This is a genomic window from Paenibacillus ihbetae (assembly GCF_002741055.1).
Classification (GTDB): Bacteria; Bacillota; Bacilli; order Paenibacillales; family Paenibacillaceae; genus Paenibacillus_AQ; species Paenibacillus_AQ ihbetae.
Genome location: NZ_CP016809.1, coordinates 2,738,526 through 2,757,277 on the forward strand (window position 1 = coordinate 2,738,526; position 18,752 = coordinate 2,757,277).

Sequence of the window (18,752 nt, forward strand, 5' to 3'; positions counted from 1 at the left end):
ACTGTTACGTTTCATCTATTTTAAAAATCGCTCTTTGCTCTTTAATACCATCAGAAATCCAAGCCAACAAGCCCCTAAGGCCTGCCCTCTGCCTAATGGATCTAACGTTATCATACCATAACGGCTTGTCTCCGCCCTTGGCTTTTTTTGGCCGTTTCGATTCCTTCACCATGTGCCGGATGCCGGATAAAGGTCCCGGAGATGAGCCCACGCAAAAAAAGACGGCGCAGGATGAGCCTGCACCGCCATTTTATTCAAGCGCTATCCGTTTACGGCAAGCCTGTATTTACCATTCCCCCGTAATCCGAAACATTGTTATTTAGCCTCCCCAGCAGTCTACTGGTTCAGCAGAAACTCCTCGCCCGCGATTCCCGGGGACGTCATATGATACGGATCCAAAATCACCTCGACCTGCTCCTCTGTCAACAGGCCCTGCTCCAGTATAATCTCCCTAATGCTCTGGCCCGTCTTCTGCGCTTCCTTCACCAAGCGGGACGCCACATCATAACCCAAATGCGGATTCAATGCGGTAATGATGCCGTAGCTGGTATCGACGAAGTGCTTGCAGCGTTCTTTATTAGCCTGCAGATCGACCACCAGGTTCTTGTAGAACACATCCATCCCGTTTCTCAAAATTTTAAGGGAATGCATCAGGTTGTTCGCCGCCACCGGAACCATGACGTTAAGCTCGAACTGTCCCGCTTCGCACGCCAGGCTGATCGTATGATCGTTGCCGATCACCTGAAAGGCGATCTGATTCATCACTTCGGCCATAACCGGATTGACTTTACCCGGCATAATGGAAGAGCCCGGCTGTCTTGCAGGCACATTCAGCTCGTTCAACCCGGCCTTCGGCCCCGAGGCCATCAAGCGGATGTCGTTGCACATTTTTGAAATATTCACCGCGCATACCTTCAGGGCTGCCGAGAGCTCCATGTAAGCATCGGTATTCTGGGTAGCATCGACGAGGTCCTCGGCCTGCTTCAGGGCGAATCCCGTCTGCTCCACTAAATGCTTGACCACGCTGTCCATATAGGCCGGTGTTGCATTCAGTCCTGTTCCAACCGCTGTCGCCCCCATGTTCACGACGAGCAGCCCTTGCGCGGCACGATCAATCCGGGCGATATCCCGGCTGAGCACGTTGGCGTACGCTCCGAACTCCTGCCCCATCCGGATCGGAACGGCATCCTGCAGATGCGTGCGGCCCATTTTGATCACATCATCGAACTCCCGGGCCTTCGCCCGAATCCCATCCACCAGCGTCCGGAACACCGCGAGCAGCTCCTGAGCCAGACGGTAGGAGGCGATGCGGATCGCCGTCGGAATGGCATCATTCGTGGACTGCGACATATTGACATGATTGTTAGGATTGCAGTAAAAATACTCCGCCTTCTGCTTCCCTAGAAGCTCCAATGCACGATTTGCCAAAACCTCATTCATATTCATATTAATCGAGGTGCCTGCTCCGCCTTGAATTGAATCCACGATGAATTCCGAACGGAGACTGCCTGCGATAATTTCATCTGCTGCTTCCACAATGGCTTGGCCGATCTTCTTCGGCAACAGCCCGAGCTCCATATTGGCCAGGGCTGCCGCCTTCTTCACTTCCCCGAGCGCAGAGATCAGCTCTGCGTGGATCGGCACGCCGCTGATCGGAAAATTCTCAACGGCTCTGACGGTATTAATGCCGTAATAAGCTTCGGCAGGAAGCTGTTTTTCCCCCAGAAAATCTTTTTCAACCCGAAATTGCATACCCATGGACAATCACCATCGCCTTTTCTTTTTTTGTAAATGCAGGGAACCTGCTATCATCCATCATGCCCGGATATATATAGAATTCTGCTCGTAACGGGAAAATCCTCTATCTACCCGCTCTATAGTTTACGTCCGATGTCAGGGAAGATTGATCATTTTGTGCGGATGCGCCAGCAATCACCAGCCTGAAGAACAGGCTTTTAAGGGAGAAGGAAGGGCGTTCCATCGAGATTGGCCCTGCAGAAGCTACTCACGGGCATTCTCTTCCCGGCCGAATCCATCGGATGCTTCCATTAATCGGTGCAGCACTTGCTCCCAATGCGCCTTCATTTGCTCCCTCGCGTACAGATCCTTCAGTTTCTCCTGATGGAAGCTGATCGTCGTGCCTCCCTGCCTGGTTGGCAGAAGGCGGATCTGCAGGGTTGAGGGGGCGCTCCAGCCGGCCCGCTGCCATGACATCCGAAGCTGGTGCAGCGGCTTGACGACGCGCAATTCCCCATGGTTTCCCTCTCTAGTCGCAAAAGCCGTTCCCCGGACAAGCTCCAGTGACTCGACCTCACCCAGCCACTGCGACAATCCATGGGGTGAAGTCAGCAAGCGCCATGCCTCCTCCTGCGTTACCGGTAACGTTCTGCGGACCCCGACCTGAAAACCGGCAGCTGCGGTCAAGCCGACCGGCTTCTGCCCGGAGCGTGTATTAAGAGACTCTTTCATAAGCAAATCCCTCCTTTTTCATTCTTGCCTTTTATCTTTAGTTTTAGTTAGTGCTAACTATCTATTACTTGTAAAAAAAACATCGTTTTGACGAGCTTTTTCCTGTACCGTTGGCGTAAATTTCGGGGCACGAGGCTGGCTCACGGCTTCATCGCCTTTGCGAACAGCGAGATCCCGTTCACCAGAAGCTCCGGCATACTCCCGTCGGTAATCGGTTCCGCTTCGAACAAGCTGCTCATGAATGCCCCGTAATTCATCCACATGAACGACAACGCCGCCGCTTCCGAGTCGGTTCGCGCTGCCCTCCCCTCGCGCTGCATCTGATCGAAATATTCCGCCAGCAGCTCCTTGAGCAGCCTCGGATGTCGTTGTGCCTGGTCCCTAAGCGGCTTTAGCTCAGGCTCCTGCAGCACGATACGGATCATCTTCCGGTTGCGGTTCATGCTGTCCTGGTATCGCCGGCTGATGAGCAGCAGGTCGCTCTCCAGATCCCGGACCAGCTCTTCATCAAACACACGCTTCATTTCCCCGGCGTAATAAAAGCGTTCGATTGCCGTCTCCAGCAAATTCTGCTTGCTTCCGAAATTGCGGAACAGCGTCATTTCGCTAACCCCCGCGGCGGATGCGATTTCCTTGGTCGATACTCCCTTGTATCCCTTCAAGGCCATCAGATCGATTGCCGTAAGCAGCAGTCTGTCTTTGTTGCTCATCGATTCACTACTACGCTTCACCCCAAGCATCCTCTCCCTTTCAATTGTTAGTGTTCACTATCATCAAGTATGTATTTTAGCCCATTGCACTCCGATTGTCAATAGATGGTAATCGGGCGTGCGGATCCGCTTACTCCACGCGCCCTCAATCTTCCCTCGGATCAAAATGCATGCTTTAGCGGCTATCCGTTACCTCCCAAGGGCCGTTCGTATCAGCAGCCTGGTCCCTAAGCGGCTTCAGCTCAGGCTCCTGCAGCACGATACGGAGGGAATCCGAGCGTGATAACTGCGCCCCCCTCCTTGCGGTTGGCAGCCATGATCAGCCCCCCGCAGCGCTCGACAATCGCCCGTGCGATGGCCAAGCCGAGACCGGATTCCCCATTCTTCCCCTTTACGAACCGGTGGAACAGGTAGGGTAGGAGCTCCTCGGCGATTCCCTCCCCGTCATCGGAGACCGACAGCACCACCCGTCCCTTCTCAATGCCCGCCTGAATGTAAATATGCTTGCTGGCATGCCTTGCACCATTAGAGACGATGTTCAGAAGAGCCTGCAGCAGCTTATCGCGGTCCGCATGTACGATTAACGTTTCGTTCTCCGCATAGGAAAGATGCACGGACAGCCCCTTCTTGACGAGGACCGGATTGATCCTCTCGATGGCTTCTTCCACCAGCTCTTTCAGATGGACGGGAGCCGCCTGAAAAATATCCTCCTCGCTATCCAGCTTGGCCAGCAGGGTCATTTCGGTAACGATGTTTTTCATTCGGCTGCTTTCGCTCATGATGATATCCAGCCCCTTGCGGATATCCTCACCTTCGAACACGCCATCCCGGATGCCTTCCGCATATCCGGAGATCGACATAAGGGGCGACTTCAGCTCATGGGAGGCATTTTGGAAAAATTGCTTTTGCACATGGTGGTACCGCTCCAGCTCACTCGCCATTTCATGCACGGCTTCCGCTACCACGCCGATTTCGCCCGGAGCGCCCACTAGCCGGACCTCCGAGAACTGACGCTCCTTCACCTTCTTTAGCTCTTCCCGAAGCAGCATGAGCGGCTTGATCAGCTTTTTCGTTATAAACAGACTGAGGATCAGCATCATGACCGCCCCGGCGCCGAAGACGAGCAGCAGCCGTCCCAGCAGCGCCTGCTCGATCGCCTTGATCTTGCTGATCGGCGTGATCAGCGTAAGCGTGCCTTGAGGCACCGAGGTCACCTCCGTAAGGAAGAGGTCATCTTTGAGTATCTGCCGGACCGTTAGGCCTTTGGTTACCCCGACAGATTGGTACTCGCCACCCTCGACCGGGACGGCCTCAGCCGGGACTGCCGCAGGAAGCGGCGTGGAGCTGACCACATTTCCCTGCGTGTCCGTAATGACGGCAGACATGCCGACGATCGGATAAGTGGAAATCCCGTTCGCCATTGCCAAAGGGGCCTCTTCAATCGGAATTTGCCTCTTGGCCGCGCTGACCAATGTCTCCGTTATTTGGGCTCCTATAGACTGCATGTCCTTCCGCTGCGTTCCGATGAAATGGTCCAGAAGGACATAATGAATGATCACCGCCGTCACCGACAGGACGGCGATCAGCGATATCGCAAACGCCAGATTGATCTGATGCACCAGCTTCATGGCAATATCTCCCCTCCTTCGGTCCGCATTCGGTATCCGTGCCCCCAAATCGCCTCGATCGGCAGCTGCTCCACTTTCTTCCGCAGACGTTTGATCAGATGATCGACCGCACGGTCGCTGCCGAAATAATCATCCCCCCATACGGAGGTCAGCAGCTCGTCCCGCGTGAATGCGCGATTCGGGTGCTCGGCGAACACCCGGAGCATCTCGAACTCTTTGTTGGTCATATCTACTTCAGCTCCGTCCCAAAATACGCGCCGCTCATCCGGCAGCAGCCGGAGACGGCCGTTCGTAATGGCGGCAGACGCGGACGGCGCAAGCTGCGAAGCACCGCCTGCATGATGGAATTTATACCACCGGCTCAGCTGCCGCTTGATGCGGGCTACCAGTTCGCGGGGGCTGAACGGCTTCACCATGTAATCGTCGCTGCCGAGCTCGAGCCCCAAAATTTTGTCCACTTCGCTGTCCTTGGCGGAAATCATGATGATCGGTACTTCGGCCTCCGTGCGAATCCGCCGGCACAGCTCGAATCCGTCCATGCCGGGAAGCATAATATCGAGCACCCACATGTCCGGAGGATTGGTCTGCCACAGCTCCCAAGCCTCTTCGGCGGTTCCAAGTCCTACCGTCCGGTAGCTTTCCTTGCGCAAGTAGGCCTCCACCAAGTTACGGATATGTTGGTCATCGTCAACGACTGCAATCAGCACATTTGCATTCATCATATGTACCTCCGGGCTTTATCTTCTATCAGTATACCAAGCGGCGGCCGGCGGATGGGAAATGCCATTATTTTTCCACAAAAGCACCAACGTTCTGCCAATGCCGGTCTGTATATTGAAACTGTAAGACAACTTATCCCTCAAATAAAGGAGTGTTACCATGAATCACAAGCATGTTTTTGGCAAACTGGCCCTTTCGGCTGCTCTTCTTGTGGCTTCCGCGGGTACGGCCCATGCCTCCGCAGACTCGTCTGCGACGGATCGGCCCCTTCACAACGTGAAGATATACCAAACGACAACGGAGGCCGGTCCGGTCGCTTCCTCCGTTCGCATACTGCCTGATCCGCTGGAGCTGGTCAAGCAGTATGCAACGGAGACGCTGAAAGACTGGGAGCAGACGCTGGAGAAATACAAGAAGCTGGCTGTAACGGAAGGGAAGGCCTTCTTTATTGCGGCCGAAGCCCCTCCTACTGAGCCGGATCCGGAAGCCCAGGAAAAGTCGGCGCCCATCCATGGAATAGCCATTGCAGCAGTTAAAGCGCCGGACCTTCAGGGCGAAAACATCAAGGAATTGAAAGAGGCTGCGAAAACGGTTGAAATTACAGAGATCCTGGGAGATTCAGAGATCTTGGGAAATTACGAGATAAAAGGTGATGCCGGCCTGGTACATGTCGCGAAACCGAGCGATATCGCGGACCAGGACGTCCCTAAGCAATGGGTAAAAACGCTCATACGGAAAGAGCTTAAGAGCGATGGTACGGCTAGCGATATAACCTCCTCGCCTAAAGAAGCGAGCATCGCTATCAAAGCGGCAGCAGCCGTATCTCCGGATGATATCCTTATTGAAGCAGCTCCAGGCCGCCATGAGGAAGTTAAGGCGGTCAAACTTACCGAGCGTGATATCGCCTTCATCAAAGCGCAAATGGAGCTTGCACAGGCCGTGGAATCAAAGGACTCCGACGCCATCAAGAACGCCCTGGCCCAGCTTCTCGAACAGTATAAGGCACAGATCGCCCAGCTGGAGCTGAAGGCTGCGAAGGAAGACGCTGACGCTGAATAGTCTATAGGAATGGATATACTTACGTTTTCAAGAACAAGCCCTGCCCGGTTTGGGCAGGGCTTGGCTTGGTGGACCCGGCAGGCTCGATGCTTGGTCCAGTCGAGGCAGGCATTATAGCTGACCCGCTCCGGGACGGCTTGCTTGCTGAACCCGGCAGGCTTGTTGGCGGGCCTAGGCTAGGCAAGTTTGTTGGCGGGTCTGGTCGGGCAGAGACTGCTTGCTGGATCCGGCAAGTTGTTGGCTGGACTATGTCATGCAGGCTTGGGTTTGTCGGCTGGCGAATTCGGCGACCAAGCTTGCCAGACTCCGGCGCCTATTACGATTTCTTGACCAGCACCTTGACCAGCTTCACCGCCGACCGTACGCGGGGACGCTTCAAATTCGCCTCGACATACCGGTAATCCGTCAGGATCACGCCGGCATCCCGCATCCCGTAGGCAAAATCATCGTCAAACAAAAGCTTAAATTCCCACACCCGCTTCTCCCAATTCGGAATATTCGCCTGCATCCAGTCATCCTCCACACCCGGATGGACATACGTTTCGCATACGCCTTCCGGCAGCCGGTACAGTCTGGCAATGATCGATTGCTTGAAGCTGTCGTACGTCTCCCCTTCCAGCTTGGGGAAGGGATGCGAGAGCAGATAATCCGGAATCGGAACCCCGAATGTATCGGCTAAGCCCGATGCCAGGGCTACCGGACGCTCGATGTTCGGCAGGGAGCGGAGCAGGGAGTCCTCCGGGTCGATATAGCGGAACAGCCGAACCGGGAGCCTCCAGCGCGAAGTCTTCCACAGCATCTGAGGGATGAGGCTGCGCCCCGTCTCTATCCCATACAGGCTCCCCATATGATTATCGACATGGCTAATCCGAATCCCTGCCCTGCGGGCAAGCCGGTACTGGGCTTCCAATTCCTTCAGCACCGCTCCGGCCTCTGCGCCTTGTTCGAACTCGCGGACCGTCCGGTATTGGTAGCCTTCGGCATCATGAAGCGAGGGATGCCCGGTCAGGCTTCGCCATCGCAAGGCTTCAAATTCGCTGGTCATCGTCAGATGCAGGCCCACATTGGCCTGATTCCTCCGCGCGGCCCACGCTGCCGCCTCCTCGAATCCGGGGGCGACCGTCATGATGGTGGCCGATGACGCCTTGTTCTCCTCAAGCAGGTGCTGGATGGCCTGATTCATCGGCCCGCTCTGCCCGAAATCGTCACAATTGATGATCAGTCTTCGCTCCATGCTCATGCACGCCTCCGATCGGTTTAGAAAATTCGATTTTGGTAAGGAAGGATACGAGGAATGAAACCACCAGCAGGCATAGCGGAACGACGCTCATTAAATAACGGAAGGTCGATTCCGGATCGTTCCCCGGGTTGTCGCCGCTTTCATATCCAAAGATGATCCCGACCACCCAGAAGGCAAGCGCGGAGATCAGACCGCTCGACCGCGTAATAAACCCGCTCACGGACGTGTAAATCCCTTCCCTCCGCAAGCCTGTTCGCTGCGCATCTTCATCGATGATACTGCCGCTGACAACCGCAGGGGTCACCAGAAAGCCGGCAAGCCCGAAGCCTACGCCGATGCCGGCCAAGATGCCGCTGACCAGGTTAAAGCCGAACCAGAGCGGAATGACCGACAGACCGTATATCGCCAAGGACAGCCGCCAGGCCTTCACGCCGTCCATGCTGCGGATGATCCGGTACCAGACGAATACGAGCGGAATGACCGATACGAATACCGAAGCCAGCAGCAGGGACACCTGGTCATCAGGAATCTTCAGCACATATTTGGCATAAAAGGGGATCGTCGAGCTGATGAGCCCGTTCACCGTCTGCGCGAACGAATTCGAGATGTTGAACACCCAGAATTTCTTGTTGCGCAGCGTTTCCCGGAATGCCGCGCCCAGCGAAAGCGGCTCTGCTTCCCGGTAAGCCTCCTGCTCCCGGACGCTCATCATGCATATGAACATGAACGCGCCGAACAGCACAGCATATAGAATCGCCATGTTCGAGAACCCCATCGCATCGTACAGAATCGGCGTCACGGCCGTGCCGATCAGCAGGGCAACGACCTGATAGCCCTGCTGCACCGCCGAAGCCTTGGCGCGGAGCCGGTCGCCCCGGAACAGCTCCGGAAACAAGGCCCCGTAATTGACCCACAGCACCGTTGCTACTGCCTCGTAAAGAATCAGGGTTATCAGAAACCACGTAAACAGTCCGTTCTGCCCAAGTCCCTCCGGCGGGGAAAATACGAGCACAAAGGTGAGCATAAAGAGCGGAATCGCGCCGAACACCCAGGGCCTGCGCCTCCCGATTCTTGTCTTTGTCCGATCCGACCAGTACCCCATCAGCGGATTATTAACCGCGTCCCAGATCAGAAAAACCGTCCGTGCCAGAGATGCCAGCCCAATTCCCAATCCCAGCTGATCCACATAAAAGAAGATGTAAAAGGAGCTGAACGCCTGGCTCGGAACCATCATGGCAAACATCCCGAGCGAAAATGAATACGGCGAATTGACCCAACTGCGCTTCATGCGCATCCCCCCACCAAAGGTCCATCCTGGAATGGACGATATTGGTGTACAGTATTCGCCGCAGCCTGGGTTTATACCTGCTCACCCGGCCGGTGTCGGACAATGGGCACCTTGCCAACAGGCCTCGCGAGACCCTGCCCTTTTACCCGCCTGAAGCTATAGACCAGCGCCCGATGCACGCAACAGAAAAAGCCGCTTCGCTTAGGACCGGCAGGTCTTCAGGCGAAGCGGCTTGGTTACCGCGAATGCTATAGGGTTGAACGGTCTACAAACAGCGGATCCACAAAGCTTCGGCAATATTGCTCGGCAATCTGCTCCGCGCTGTATCCCATGTCGCGCAGGAACAAGATAATATCTGCACGCGGCAGCGAGGCCATCATGACGGAAGTAAACTGCGGATCCACGGGCATCAGGGTGCCTTGTTCCGCCGCATCCTCAAGCAAGGTTTTGATCTGCAGCCGCAGATAGGTGAAGGGCGGATTTTCGCACAATTGATTCTTGGTTTCCTCCAGCCTGTCGGTGGTCAGCATCACCCGAAGCCATTCCAAATCCTCATTAAAATGCAGGATCACACGGGTGATAATCGTCCGAATCCGGACGGCGACCGGTTCATCACTGTTGCGAAGATACTCATCCAGCTCCTGCAGGAACCGATCGATTTTCGCTTCCATCAAGGAAAAGCATATCTTGCTCTTGCTTGGATAACGGCGATAGAGCGTGCCTTGGCCGATCCCGGCCGTCTTGGCCACCTGATGCATGGACACGTCCTCGACCCCGTATTTATTAAACAACGCTTGAGCCGTATCCAAGATTTTTTGACTCAATTCGTCATTCTCTTTTTTGCTCAGAATGCATGCATCCTTTCCCATCGACACAGGAATCCTTATGCGGCGGACCGTTCCTGTTCAGACGGCGTAGAAGCGCGTTTCACGAACAGACCCAGCACCAATGCGGCAATTGCCAGAACAAGTCCGGTGATGAAAGCACTATGAAGGCCGGCTATCATACTCTCGACCGGATTCAGATCCCCGGTTGTCACGACATAATTTTTAGCTCCTGCTGTCATGATGCTGATAAACAGCGCCATGCCGACGGCTCCCGCCACCTGCTGAAGAGTATTCATAATTGCGGTTCCGTGCGGGTACAGCAGTCTCGGCAGCTGATTCAGAGCCGTTGTTTGGGCAGGCATCATGACCATGGATATCCCTATCATCATCATAACATGAAGGAAGATTACATAACCACCCGTCCATGAAGCGTTAACGCGCGAAAACAGGAAGATGGCAATAACTAACAGGATCAGTCCCGGAATGACCAGCACTCTCGGCCCGAACTTGTCGAACAGCTTGCCCGTGATCGGTGCCATCAGTCCGTTGATAATGCCGCCCGGCATCATGACAAGACCCGCCGCCAGCGCCGTCATTCCCAGTGCATTCTGCAGGAACAGCGGCAGCATGATCATCGTGGAGAACATGCTCATCATCAGCACAAGCATTAGAATCGTCACCAGCGAGAACATCGGATATTTGAAGGTACGCAGGTCCAGCATCGGCTCCTTCATGCTCAGCTGACGCCATACGAAGAGCAGCAGGCTGATAGCCCCGGCCGTGATGCACCAAATAACCACCGGATCAGACCAGGAGCCCTCTCCGGCACTGCTGAAGCCGTACACGATGCCCCCGAAGCCGATCGTCGACAGAATGATGGAGATGAAATCGACCTTCGGTTTCGTAAGCTCGGTTACATTTTTCAAAAACATAGCTGCAAAAATAATCGAGAATGCAGCCAGCGGAATCACGAGATAGAACAGCCAGCGCCAATTCAGCGCGTCAACAATCAAACCGGACAGTGTCGGTCCGATCGCCGGGGCGGTCATAATGACAAGCCCGATCATCCCCATGGCGGCTCCGCGGTTTTGCGGCGGATAGATGCTGAGGATCGTATTCATCAGCACCGGAATCATGAGACCCGTTCCGACTGCCTGCAAAATACGACCGGTCAGCAGCACCCCGAATACTGGGGCGAACCCGCATATAATGGTCCCGACAAGAAATAGCGACATTGCGCCGATAAACATCTGCCTTGTCGAAAACCATAGTTGAAGCAGCGCCGTGATTGGCACGAGAATGCCGACAACGAGCATGTAAGACGTGGACAGCCACTGCACCGTCCCCTCACCGATGCCGAACTGCTCCATCAAGCTTGGAAACGCGATGTTCAGCAGCGTCTCATTCAAGATCGAGACGAACGCGCCGATAATCAGCGCTGCGACAATCGGTCCCCTCTTTATCTTGCTTAAATCAATTTTGGCCGAACTCGGCCCCACTCCCATATCCAAGAATGTATCCTCCTTATCTCTATATACGGACAATTGTCCGTTAGCGTGGTATTATTCTAACGGACAATTGTCCGCAAGTCAAACCGAAATTTAAAAATTTACATATTCTTTACAAAGAAAGGGTAAGCCCGGCATCTACCGTCCCGGGCTTACCCTTATCCATTCATATTCCGCTTGCTTCAACTCCAAACCCGCTGTAGGCATAACGGCGGAGTGCAGAACAAGCTTGCATTACATGCTGGAAGCTCTTCAAGTCAAGTTCTCTGCAATCATTGCAAAAGCTCTACGAGCTCTGCAGCATCTTCTCCTTGTACACCTTCGCCCAGCCCTCCAGATTGTTCGTGCAGATCAACAGGTCCGGATACTGCGCGAGGGACTCGAGCACCGCCTCATCGTCAGGCGTCCACACGATCAGCTGAATCTCCCTCTTTCGCGCTTCCTCCAAAAATTCAGGCGTAATAAACACATATTTTACGGACACATACTTTGCCCTCAATTGATCCAGATACGGAAATACGGATGGCGTTGCCCCGTAAATAACCAGGCCAAGCTCAATGTCCGAATCCAGGGTGCGCGCCCGCTCGATCGAATAATGATCGAAGGAGGTCAGGAACACCTGCTTCTCCATGCCTGCATTCCGCACCGTCTCGATTACCTTCTGCTCCAGCCCCGGATAAGCATGTCCCGTCTGCTTCAGTTCGATATCCACCGTCATGCGGTCTTTCGCCAGCAGCAGCGCTTCCTCCAGCGTAGGGATGACTTCCCCCTGCCCCGCATCGAGTCGCCGGAGCTCCTCGAACATGAAGGACTTCACCTCTCCGGTCCCGTTTGTCGTCCGGTTGACCGTCGGATCATGGATTACGACGGGCACCCCGTCCTTCGTCAGCTGAACGTCCAGCTCCAAATGCGTGTACCCAAGCTCAAGCGCCTTCCGAAAGCCCAGCATCGTGTTCTCCGGGTATTTCAGCGGATACCCCCGATGGGCCAGTCCACGTACTGTCATCGTTCATTCCCCCTCGTAAGCTTAGTTAAACTACCATGATGCGGCCTGCCGTCTTAACATGGAAAGCCCACCGGGGCGTGAGGCCCCGGTGGCTCTGGCATGCCTATTTACTTAAATGTCGAATTTGCCATAGCGGCTACGATATGCTTCTGCATGACCGTAAAGACAAGCACGATCGGAATGATCGCCATAACGCTCGATGCCATAATGATATGGAAGAACATCGCTTCATTGCCTGCAATGGAATCGCGAAGCATCGCGATGCCGACCGTAAGCACCCGCATATCGTTGTCATTGGTCATGATCAGCGGCCAGAAATACGAGTTCCAGGTCGAGATGAAGATCAGAACGCCCATCGTTACGACGGTCGGCAGCGCCATCGGGAGCAGCAACTTGTACAAGATGGAGAACCGGCCCGCACCGTCGACCCGTGCCGCCTCCAGAACATCATTGTTGATCGATTTGAACGATTGCCGCAGCAGGAAGATCGCATAAGCCGAAGCGCCATGAGGCACGATGAGGGCCAAGAATGTGTCAAGCCAGCCAAGCTTCGACATCATAACGTATACGGGCACGAAGGTAACCTGCTCGGGAACGATCAGGGCGGCCAGCACGAGCAGGAATAGCGCATCCCGTCCCCGGAATTGCCCTTTCGCGAAAGCATAAGCCGCCATTAACGCTACGTTCAGCTGCAGAATGATCGTCCCTACGGCCATAATCAGCGTATTGCCGAAATACCGCGCGTACGGAATGACGCGGAAGGCTTCGGCGAAGTTCTCCCAGGCGAAGCTCTGCGGCCAGAACGTCGGTACGGCCATTCGCATTTCAGCCTGCGTCTTGAGCGAGCTGATCAAGAGCCAATATACCGGAAAGAACATGACCAGAGTGACCAGGACCGCTGCTATAATGCGAAGCGTCATGAGCAGTTTGCGGTTTGCGGCCGAACCGGCCATATAATTATCCCTCATAGTGCACCTTCTTCCTGCTGACCCACATCTGAAACATCGTTAACAGCAATATAATGACGAACAGAATCATGACCAGTGCGGAAGCCCTGCCCGTCTTGAACTCGACGAAGGCCATCGTGTAAATCCAGTATACGATTGCGTTGGTGGCCTTAAGCGGTCCGCCATCAGTCATGACATCGATGGATTGGAAGACCTGCATCGACGAAATGAAGCTGGTAATAACAAGAAACAGCGTCATGGGCGACAAGAGCGGGAGCGTGATGTTGCGGAACTGCCGAAGCCGGCTGGCTCCATCAATGGAGGCCGCTTCATAATATTCCGCCGGAATTCCGCGCATGCCCGCGATGAACAGGATCATGGCAAACCCCACGCCCTTCCAGACCGAGACGGCGACAAGCGCCGGCAGCGCGGTGGAAGGATTGATGAGCCATTCCACCGGATCCATTCCGAACCAGGATACCACCTGGTTCAAAAGCCCGTACTGCCCGTTATAAATCCAAGTGAACACCATGGCCGCGATGACCATGGAAATGTAATACGGCATGAAGATCACGCCCCGCATGAATCCGAACAGGCGGGAGGATGACACGTTGAGCAGCAGCGCCAGCAGCAAGCCGATCGCCAGCGTAAAGACGACATCCATGAGCGTGTATAGAAATGTCACCTTCATCGATTGATAGAACTCTTCGTTAGTCAGCAGCCGGGTATAGTTGTTCGCTCCGACGAATCTCATCACCGGGCGCGTCATGTTCCAGTTCGTGAAGCTGATATAAATGGAGTACAGGAGCGGGAAGTACAGGAAAGCCCCCATGAATACCAGTGCCGGCACCGAAAAGGCAAAGTCCTTCCATTTCTCGATGACCGAATTCGACACCCGTCTGGATACGGAAGCGGACGCCCGGTTGGGCGCCGCCTTGTTTAATTTTGGATTAGTTCCCATAGACATCACTCGTAATCCATCAGAATATCGTTAATCTTCTTGGCCGCTTCCTGCATTAACGGCACCGGATCCTTCTTGTTAAGCACCATCTCGCCGATGACTTCCTTGTACACCTCGCTGAATTCCGGATAAGCCGGATGCTGCAGGCGCGGAGTCACTTCGTCAAAATGCTCGTAAACCGCTCTGTACTGAGGCCATCTCTCGAAATATTGGTCGCCTTCTTCCGATTCGATTGCCGATTTCCGGGTCGGCAGGTAGCCTACCGATTCCGCCCACTTGATGTTATGCTCGGCCGAGGTCATGAACTCGATAAACTTCCATGCGGCTTCCTTCTCCAGATCCTTGGCGCCGTTCATCATCACGATGCCTGCGCCGCCAATATTGGAGGTACGCTTCTTGTCGCCAGGAAGGAAGGATACGCCCACTTCAAAGTCCGCGTTCTCGCGGTACATTTTCAGCATGGCCGATGTATGCTGTACCATTGCGATCTCGCCGTTCAGGAACATTTGACGCATATTGTCGGAAGCGCCCTTGCCGAAGCCCATATGCATGCTGCCTTCGTTTTGCCACTTGTAGAAGTTCTGGAGGTAGCGCAAGGAATCCTCGTTCTCCACTGCCGATGCGCTCATATCCTCCGTCAGGATTTGCCCGCCGCCGTTAATGTTCCACGGATCGTAGTACCAGGTATCCCAGCCTGGAACGGAGAAGGCATACCGTGTCGTTTTGTCGCCTTCCTTCTTCACGACTTTGGCGTTGAAGGCTTCAATCTCGTCCCACTTTTGCGGCGGCTCTACGCCGAGCTCGTCCAGCATCGTCTTGTTGTACACGAAGACGCTGGTGCTGACGATCAGCGGGAAGCCGTATTGCTTGCCGTTAAATGCATACGCGTTCAGCATGCCTTGCGCGAAGTCGTCCATCTTCACTTCGTCCCGTTTGATCCATGGTCCCAGGTCGGCGAATACGCCGCTGTCCGCGAAGTTCGGCAGGGAAGATACTTCCACGTTCGTCACAGCCGGAACGTCGCCGGCGGCCACGGCAGCCGACAGCTTCTTATGCAGATCCGGATACCCGCCTTGGAATACCGGTTCGACCGTAATGTGCGGATACTTCTTCTGGAACTCGGCAATCATGTAGTTCAAGCCTTCCAGCTGGGCTTCGGCATGCGAGTGCCAATACTGGATTTTGATCGGCGTCGTATCGTTCTTCAGATCCATCGAAGCGGCTTCCACGTCATCGAGGTTAACCTCGCCCCCTGCGTTCCCGCTTCCTCCGCTGCCTCCTGCGCACGCGGTCGTCATGATCATCAAAATGGTCAACAGCGTAAGCAACCATGTTTTCTTTTTCATCAATGTTCTGGCCCCTTTCGAATGTTCCTATCACTGCATATCTGCTGTCTGTGATTCAAAAGCCTAGATATCCCCTAAAAAATGCGCACAAAAATAGAGACGTTAACGAGCAACCAAAAGAGCCACCACCTCCTACAAAAGCTAAAGCAGCTGCCTCCCAGGGTTATCTCATCGTCTCCACCCCTAGCGATATGCAATTAAGCAATTCATTCACTGCGGACCGAACCGCCCTATGAAACACGCACCACTCGTGTTAGCGACGGTTGATCAAGGGAGTATGAACCAAAAAATGTGTGAACAACCTCCTGCTCAAGTACCAGCCATCCTATGAATGCGCTTTCGGTTACCGCTGCACAAAACGATAGAATTGGGGTCATGCCAGATTGAGTCTCTTCCAATCCTTCAGTTATTCGCCGCTTCCCCCAGGATAGCGCTTTCAGAATAGCCAAAACTGCTCACAAGCTGTGTCTATCATGTTTAGTATCTATCATAGAGGAATTAATTAGCAGGAGTCTATAGCGAAATATGTATTTTTTTGTCGAATTTAAAAGAAAATTAGCCGGATGTAACAAATATCATTGCGAACATATCAAAGGAAACCATCGCTTCCCTACAACTGGATAACACGCTATGAAAATGTGAAAAAAATTATAATATTTCCGAAAAACCATGAAAGGACGAAAAAAAGGATCCGATATAAATGGTGTGTTACACGCAATTCCAAAAATAGCCGCAGTTTGCCCGTACCCGGAAATGCCGCGGCCATTGCGACAAAGGGGGCGTACCTTACTTCAGCAAACATAACGACACCGACAATTTGGACAGCAAGAGCGGCGGCTTTAAGCTATCCGCTAAGGGAGAAATGTTAACGTCCTCCTAGCTGCTTGAATCGGACGAAGAAACTAAACATCCGATCGGACAATGACATTTTTTGATACGGAGGAGAAATGGGCATGGAGCGATTAGCATCACTGTTTGAAGAGCTTGAACGCCTCACCGGCGTGGCCGATATCGCCTATCATGAAATCCGGGACGGCCGTTTGAATCCGGTATCCAAAACGAAGACAGACCAGCTCGGCGTGGAGAAGTGGAAAAGCGTTCATGCAGAGCATCCCGTCTACATCCGGCATGACCGCCTTTTGCGCGAAATGATGGAGCATCCGCAAACGGCTGTCGTGCAAGACGTGAAGAACGATCCGCGGTCAGCCGACGAGTTTTTCCTGTTCGGGATCGACAGCATTATGGTTCTGCCTGTCATGCAGCATGAGGCGGTGAAGGGGATCGTCGTCGTGGCCTCGATTGGAGCACGGCATGATTTCACGGAAGAAGAGGTTCAACGTGCAGAATCACTGGTGTTTGAATACAGGGATGCCTTTCAACTACAGCATAAGGAGGATCCTTCTACATGAATATAGCCGAAGCCATGCTGAAGTATTTGCGAGATGTCGGAGTGGACTGCATGTTCGGGATTCCGGCCGGGATCATCGGGCCGATCTACGACGCGTTGATTGATGTCGATATCAAACCGATCATTACGAAAAATGAAGCCGGCGCCGCTTATATGGCCGCGCGATATGCCAGCAATTCCGGCAAGCTCGCCGTTTGTGCCGGTGCCGGTGCGGTCGGCGTCGGCAATATGATGAACGGGATTGCCGATGCCATGCGCGCCAAAGCCCCTCTGCTGGTCATCACCGGATATGTGAACCGGTGGCAGATCGGCAAGGGCGCCATCCAGGAGATGGATGCGCAGGATATCGTCCGCCCCATCACCAAATACAGCAGCACCGTGATGAACGAAGCCGATGTGCTGGCCGAGCTGGATAAGGCGGTAAGGATCGCGCTGACTCCCCCTTGCGGGCCTGTGCATATTTCGGTTCCGATCGATGTGCAGCGGATGGAAGCGCCGGCGCTCCTGCCTGCGGCTCCAGAGCCTTCCTCGCTCCAGCGTATTCGCCCGAATCCGGAAGAGCTGGAGCGGGCTGCAGCCCTCCTGAATGAGGCCAAGCAAGGAATCATTATGGTTGGCCGCGGCGGGCGCTCGTCAGCCGAAGCGATCATGCGTCTCAGCGAACGGCTGCAGTGGCCCATCATTACAACGCCATCGGCGAAAGGAATCATACCTGCCGAATTTCCGCTGAACTTAGGGAATTACGGATTTTCTAGCACCGATGCGGCGATGGAATACGTCGCCTCTTCGCAGGCCTCCTGCATTTTAATTTTGGGTACAAGCCTCGGAGAGTCCTCTACCTGTAACTTCAATGACGTCCTGGTGGACGGACGCAAAGTGATTCATGTCGACCGTGATGCCAAAGAGCTCGGGAAAGTGTTCCGGACCGATGCAGCCGTCGTTGCCGATCTTCGGGACGCCGTTCCTTATTTTGTGGAGCAGGCGAGCCCGTCTTCGGCTTCCTTTAAGAAGCCGTCTCCGCTTAACGAGGCCTACGAGCCCAATCATACGGGGTTGTCGCTGCGCCTGTTTCTGGAGAAGCTGAGCCGAGTGATGCCGGCAGACACGCGATATGTATGCGATATCGGGGAATTCACCAACTTTGTCCTGAAGTATTTGGAAGTGCCCGCCGGCGGCGACTTTGAAATCAATCTGAACTATGGAGCGATGGGATCGGCGATGGCAGGTGGACCGGGGCTTTATCTGGCGGACTCGACCCGCCCGGTTGCCGTTATTGCGGGCGACGGCTCGTTCTTCATGAATGGCACCGAGGTGCTTACCGCTAAAGAATACGGTCTGCCCGTCATTTACTTCATTATTAACAACGCCATGCTGTCTTACGTCGAGCGCGGGCAGAAGTTTCTATATAACCGCACGATCCCGGATTACAAGCAGGAGAGAATCTCCATCGCCGACATGATGCGCATCGCCGGCATCCGAGCGATGTCTGTCGACCGTCTGGAGGATATGGAGGATATCCCGGGATTCCTGCGGGAGATGACAGGGCCCTGCATCATTGAAGTCAATACGGACGGCAGTGAGCCTGCACCGATCTTGGATCGCTTGAAGGCCTTGAAGAAATAAGCAATAAGGAAC

At 54.2% G+C, this 18,752-nt stretch carries 16 protein-coding genes; 3 read left to right on the forward strand and 13 right to left on the reverse strand.

The genetic code is table 11. The annotated features are described in order from the left end of the window. Positions 1-336: 336 nt before the first annotated feature. The 5 genes from aspA to BBD41_RS12295 form a co-directional block, all read right to left on the reverse strand. Positions 337-1,758 carry an aspartate ammonia-lyase gene (gene aspA / locus BBD41_RS12275; RefSeq protein ID WP_077570155.1) on the reverse strand — a complete coding sequence of 474 codons (1,422 nt, stop codon included), beginning with the start codon at positions 1,756-1,758 and terminating at the stop codon, positions 337-339. A 243-nt stretch (positions 1,759-2,001) separates the two neighbouring features. Next, the gene (locus BBD41_RS12280) at positions 2,002-2,469 is read right to left on the reverse strand and encodes an SRPBCC family protein (protein ID WP_077570157.1); all 468 of its coding nucleotides are present in this window, start codon (positions 2,467-2,469) and stop codon (positions 2,002-2,004) included. A 140-nt stretch (positions 2,470-2,609) separates the two neighbouring features. Beyond that, positions 2,610-3,200 carry a TetR/AcrR family transcriptional regulator gene (locus BBD41_RS12285; protein ID WP_335582734.1) on the reverse strand — a complete coding sequence of 197 codons (591 nt, stop codon included), beginning with the start codon at positions 3,198-3,200 and terminating at the stop codon, positions 2,610-2,612. A 221-nt stretch (positions 3,201-3,421) separates the two neighbouring features. Continuing rightward, positions 3,422-4,807: a sensor histidine kinase gene (locus BBD41_RS12290; RefSeq protein ID WP_099477756.1), complete on the reverse strand. Its 1,386-nt coding sequence runs from the start codon at positions 4,805-4,807 to the stop codon at positions 3,422-3,424. Next, positions 4,804-5,526, reverse strand: coding sequence for a response regulator transcription factor (locus BBD41_RS12295; protein WP_099477757.1), 723 nt, complete (start codon positions 5,524-5,526; stop codon positions 4,804-4,806). Before BBD41_RS12295 ends, BBD41_RS12290 begins: the two co-directional genes overlap by 4 nt. A 160-nt stretch (positions 5,527-5,686) precedes the next feature. Here BBD41_RS12295 and BBD41_RS12300 point away from each other — a divergent pair, with 160 nt between their 5' ends. After that, entirely contained in the window at positions 5,687-6,586 is a 900-nt protein-coding gene (locus BBD41_RS12300; RefSeq protein WP_099477758.1) for a hypothetical protein, read from the forward strand. A 316-nt stretch (positions 6,587-6,902) separates the two neighbouring features. Here BBD41_RS12300 and BBD41_RS12305 read toward each other — a convergent pair whose 3' ends face one another. The 8 genes from BBD41_RS12305 to BBD41_RS12340 form a co-directional block, all read right to left on the reverse strand. Further along, the gene (locus BBD41_RS12305; protein ID WP_167392973.1) at positions 6,903-7,820 is read right to left on the reverse strand and encodes a polysaccharide deacetylase family protein; all 918 of its coding nucleotides are present in this window, start codon (positions 7,818-7,820) and stop codon (positions 6,903-6,905) included. Next, positions 7,792-9,114 carry an MFS transporter gene (locus BBD41_RS12310; RefSeq protein ID WP_077570169.1) on the reverse strand — a complete coding sequence of 441 codons (1,323 nt, stop codon included), beginning with the start codon at positions 9,112-9,114 and terminating at the stop codon, positions 7,792-7,794. Before BBD41_RS12310 ends, BBD41_RS12305 begins: the two co-directional genes overlap by 29 nt. 248 nt (positions 9,115-9,362) lie before the next feature. Then, entirely contained in the window at positions 9,363-9,938 is a 576-nt protein-coding gene (locus BBD41_RS12315; RefSeq protein ID WP_237087068.1) for a TetR/AcrR family transcriptional regulator, read from the reverse strand. Between the two features lie 59 nt (positions 9,939-9,997). Continuing rightward, positions 9,998-11,446, reverse strand: a complete 1,449-nt coding sequence (locus BBD41_RS12320) for an MDR family MFS transporter (protein ID WP_397311388.1) — start codon at positions 11,444-11,446, stop codon at positions 9,998-10,000. A gap of 289 nt (positions 11,447-11,735) precedes the next feature. Beyond that, a complete protein-coding gene (locus BBD41_RS12325; RefSeq protein WP_077570175.1) occupies positions 11,736-12,455 on the reverse strand; it encodes a glycerophosphodiester phosphodiesterase in 720 nt (239 codons plus the stop codon). A 107-nt stretch (positions 12,456-12,562) separates the two neighbouring features. After that, a complete protein-coding gene (locus tag BBD41_RS12330; protein WP_077570177.1) occupies positions 12,563-13,423 on the reverse strand; it encodes a carbohydrate ABC transporter permease in 861 nt (286 codons plus the stop codon). Next, the gene (locus BBD41_RS12335; protein WP_077570179.1) at positions 13,413-14,363 is read right to left on the reverse strand and encodes a carbohydrate ABC transporter permease; all 951 of its coding nucleotides are present in this window, start codon (positions 14,361-14,363) and stop codon (positions 13,413-13,415) included. Before BBD41_RS12335 ends, BBD41_RS12330 begins: the two co-directional genes overlap by 11 nt. 5 nt (positions 14,364-14,368) lie before the next feature. Next, entirely contained in the window at positions 14,369-15,709 is a 1,341-nt protein-coding gene (locus tag BBD41_RS12340; protein WP_077570181.1) for an ABC transporter substrate-binding protein, read from the reverse strand. Between the two features lie 953 nt (positions 15,710-16,662). Between BBD41_RS12340 and BBD41_RS12345 the strand changes: the two genes are divergently transcribed. Then, positions 16,663-17,118 carry a GAF domain-containing protein gene (locus tag BBD41_RS12345; protein WP_099477760.1) on the forward strand — a complete coding sequence of 152 codons (456 nt, stop codon included), beginning with the start codon at positions 16,663-16,665 and terminating at the stop codon, positions 17,116-17,118. After that, positions 17,115-18,740, forward strand: a complete 1,626-nt coding sequence (locus tag BBD41_RS12350; RefSeq protein ID WP_099477761.1) for a thiamine pyrophosphate-binding protein — start codon at positions 17,115-17,117, stop codon at positions 18,738-18,740. Before BBD41_RS12345 ends, BBD41_RS12350 begins: the two co-directional genes overlap by 4 nt. Positions 18,741-18,752 lie beyond the last annotated feature (12 nt).

Excerpts from the sequence above, each read along its gene's own strand:
- aspA (WP_077570155.1), bottom strand. The coding sequence starts at position 1,758 with ATGGGTATGCAATTTCGGGTTGAAAAAGATTTTCTGGGGGAAAAACAG.
- BBD41_RS12280 (WP_077570157.1), bottom strand. The coding sequence starts at position 2,469 with ATGAAAGAGTCTCTTAATACACGCTCCGGGCAGAAGCCGGTCGGCTTG.
- BBD41_RS12290 (WP_099477756.1), bottom strand. The coding sequence starts at position 4,807 with ATGAAGCTGGTGCATCAGATCAATCTGGCGTTTGCGATATCGCTGATC.
- BBD41_RS12295 (WP_099477757.1), bottom strand. The coding sequence starts at position 5,526 with ATGAATGCAAATGTGCTGATTGCAGTCGTTGACGATGACCAACATATC.
- BBD41_RS12300 (WP_099477758.1), top strand. The coding sequence starts at position 5,687 with ATGAATCACAAGCATGTTTTTGGCAAACTGGCCCTTTCGGCTGCTCTT.
- BBD41_RS12305 (WP_167392973.1), bottom strand. The coding sequence starts at position 7,820 with ATGGAGCGAAGACTGATCATCAATTGTGACGATTTCGGGCAGAGCGGG.
- BBD41_RS12310 (WP_077570169.1), bottom strand. The coding sequence starts at position 9,114 with ATGAAGCGCAGTTGGGTCAATTCGCCGTATTCATTTTCGCTCGGGATG.
- BBD41_RS12320 (WP_397311388.1), bottom strand. The coding sequence starts at position 11,446 with ATGGGAGTGGGGCCGAGTTCGGCCAAAATTGATTTAAGCAAGATAAAG.
- BBD41_RS12325 (WP_077570175.1), bottom strand. The coding sequence starts at position 12,455 with ATGACAGTACGTGGACTGGCCCATCGGGGGTATCCGCTGAAATACCCG.
- BBD41_RS12330 (WP_077570177.1), bottom strand. The coding sequence starts at position 13,423 with ATGAGGGATAATTATATGGCCGGTTCGGCCGCAAACCGCAAACTGCTC.
- BBD41_RS12335 (WP_077570179.1), bottom strand. The coding sequence starts at position 14,363 with ATGGGAACTAATCCAAAATTAAACAAGGCGGCGCCCAACCGGGCGTCC.
- BBD41_RS12340 (WP_077570181.1), bottom strand. The coding sequence starts at position 15,709 with ATGAAAAAGAAAACATGGTTGCTTACGCTGTTGACCATTTTGATGATC.
- BBD41_RS12345 (WP_099477760.1), top strand. The coding sequence starts at position 16,663 with ATGGAGCGATTAGCATCACTGTTTGAAGAGCTTGAACGCCTCACCGGC.
- BBD41_RS12350 (WP_099477761.1), top strand. The coding sequence starts at position 17,115 with ATGAATATAGCCGAAGCCATGCTGAAGTATTTGCGAGATGTCGGAGTG.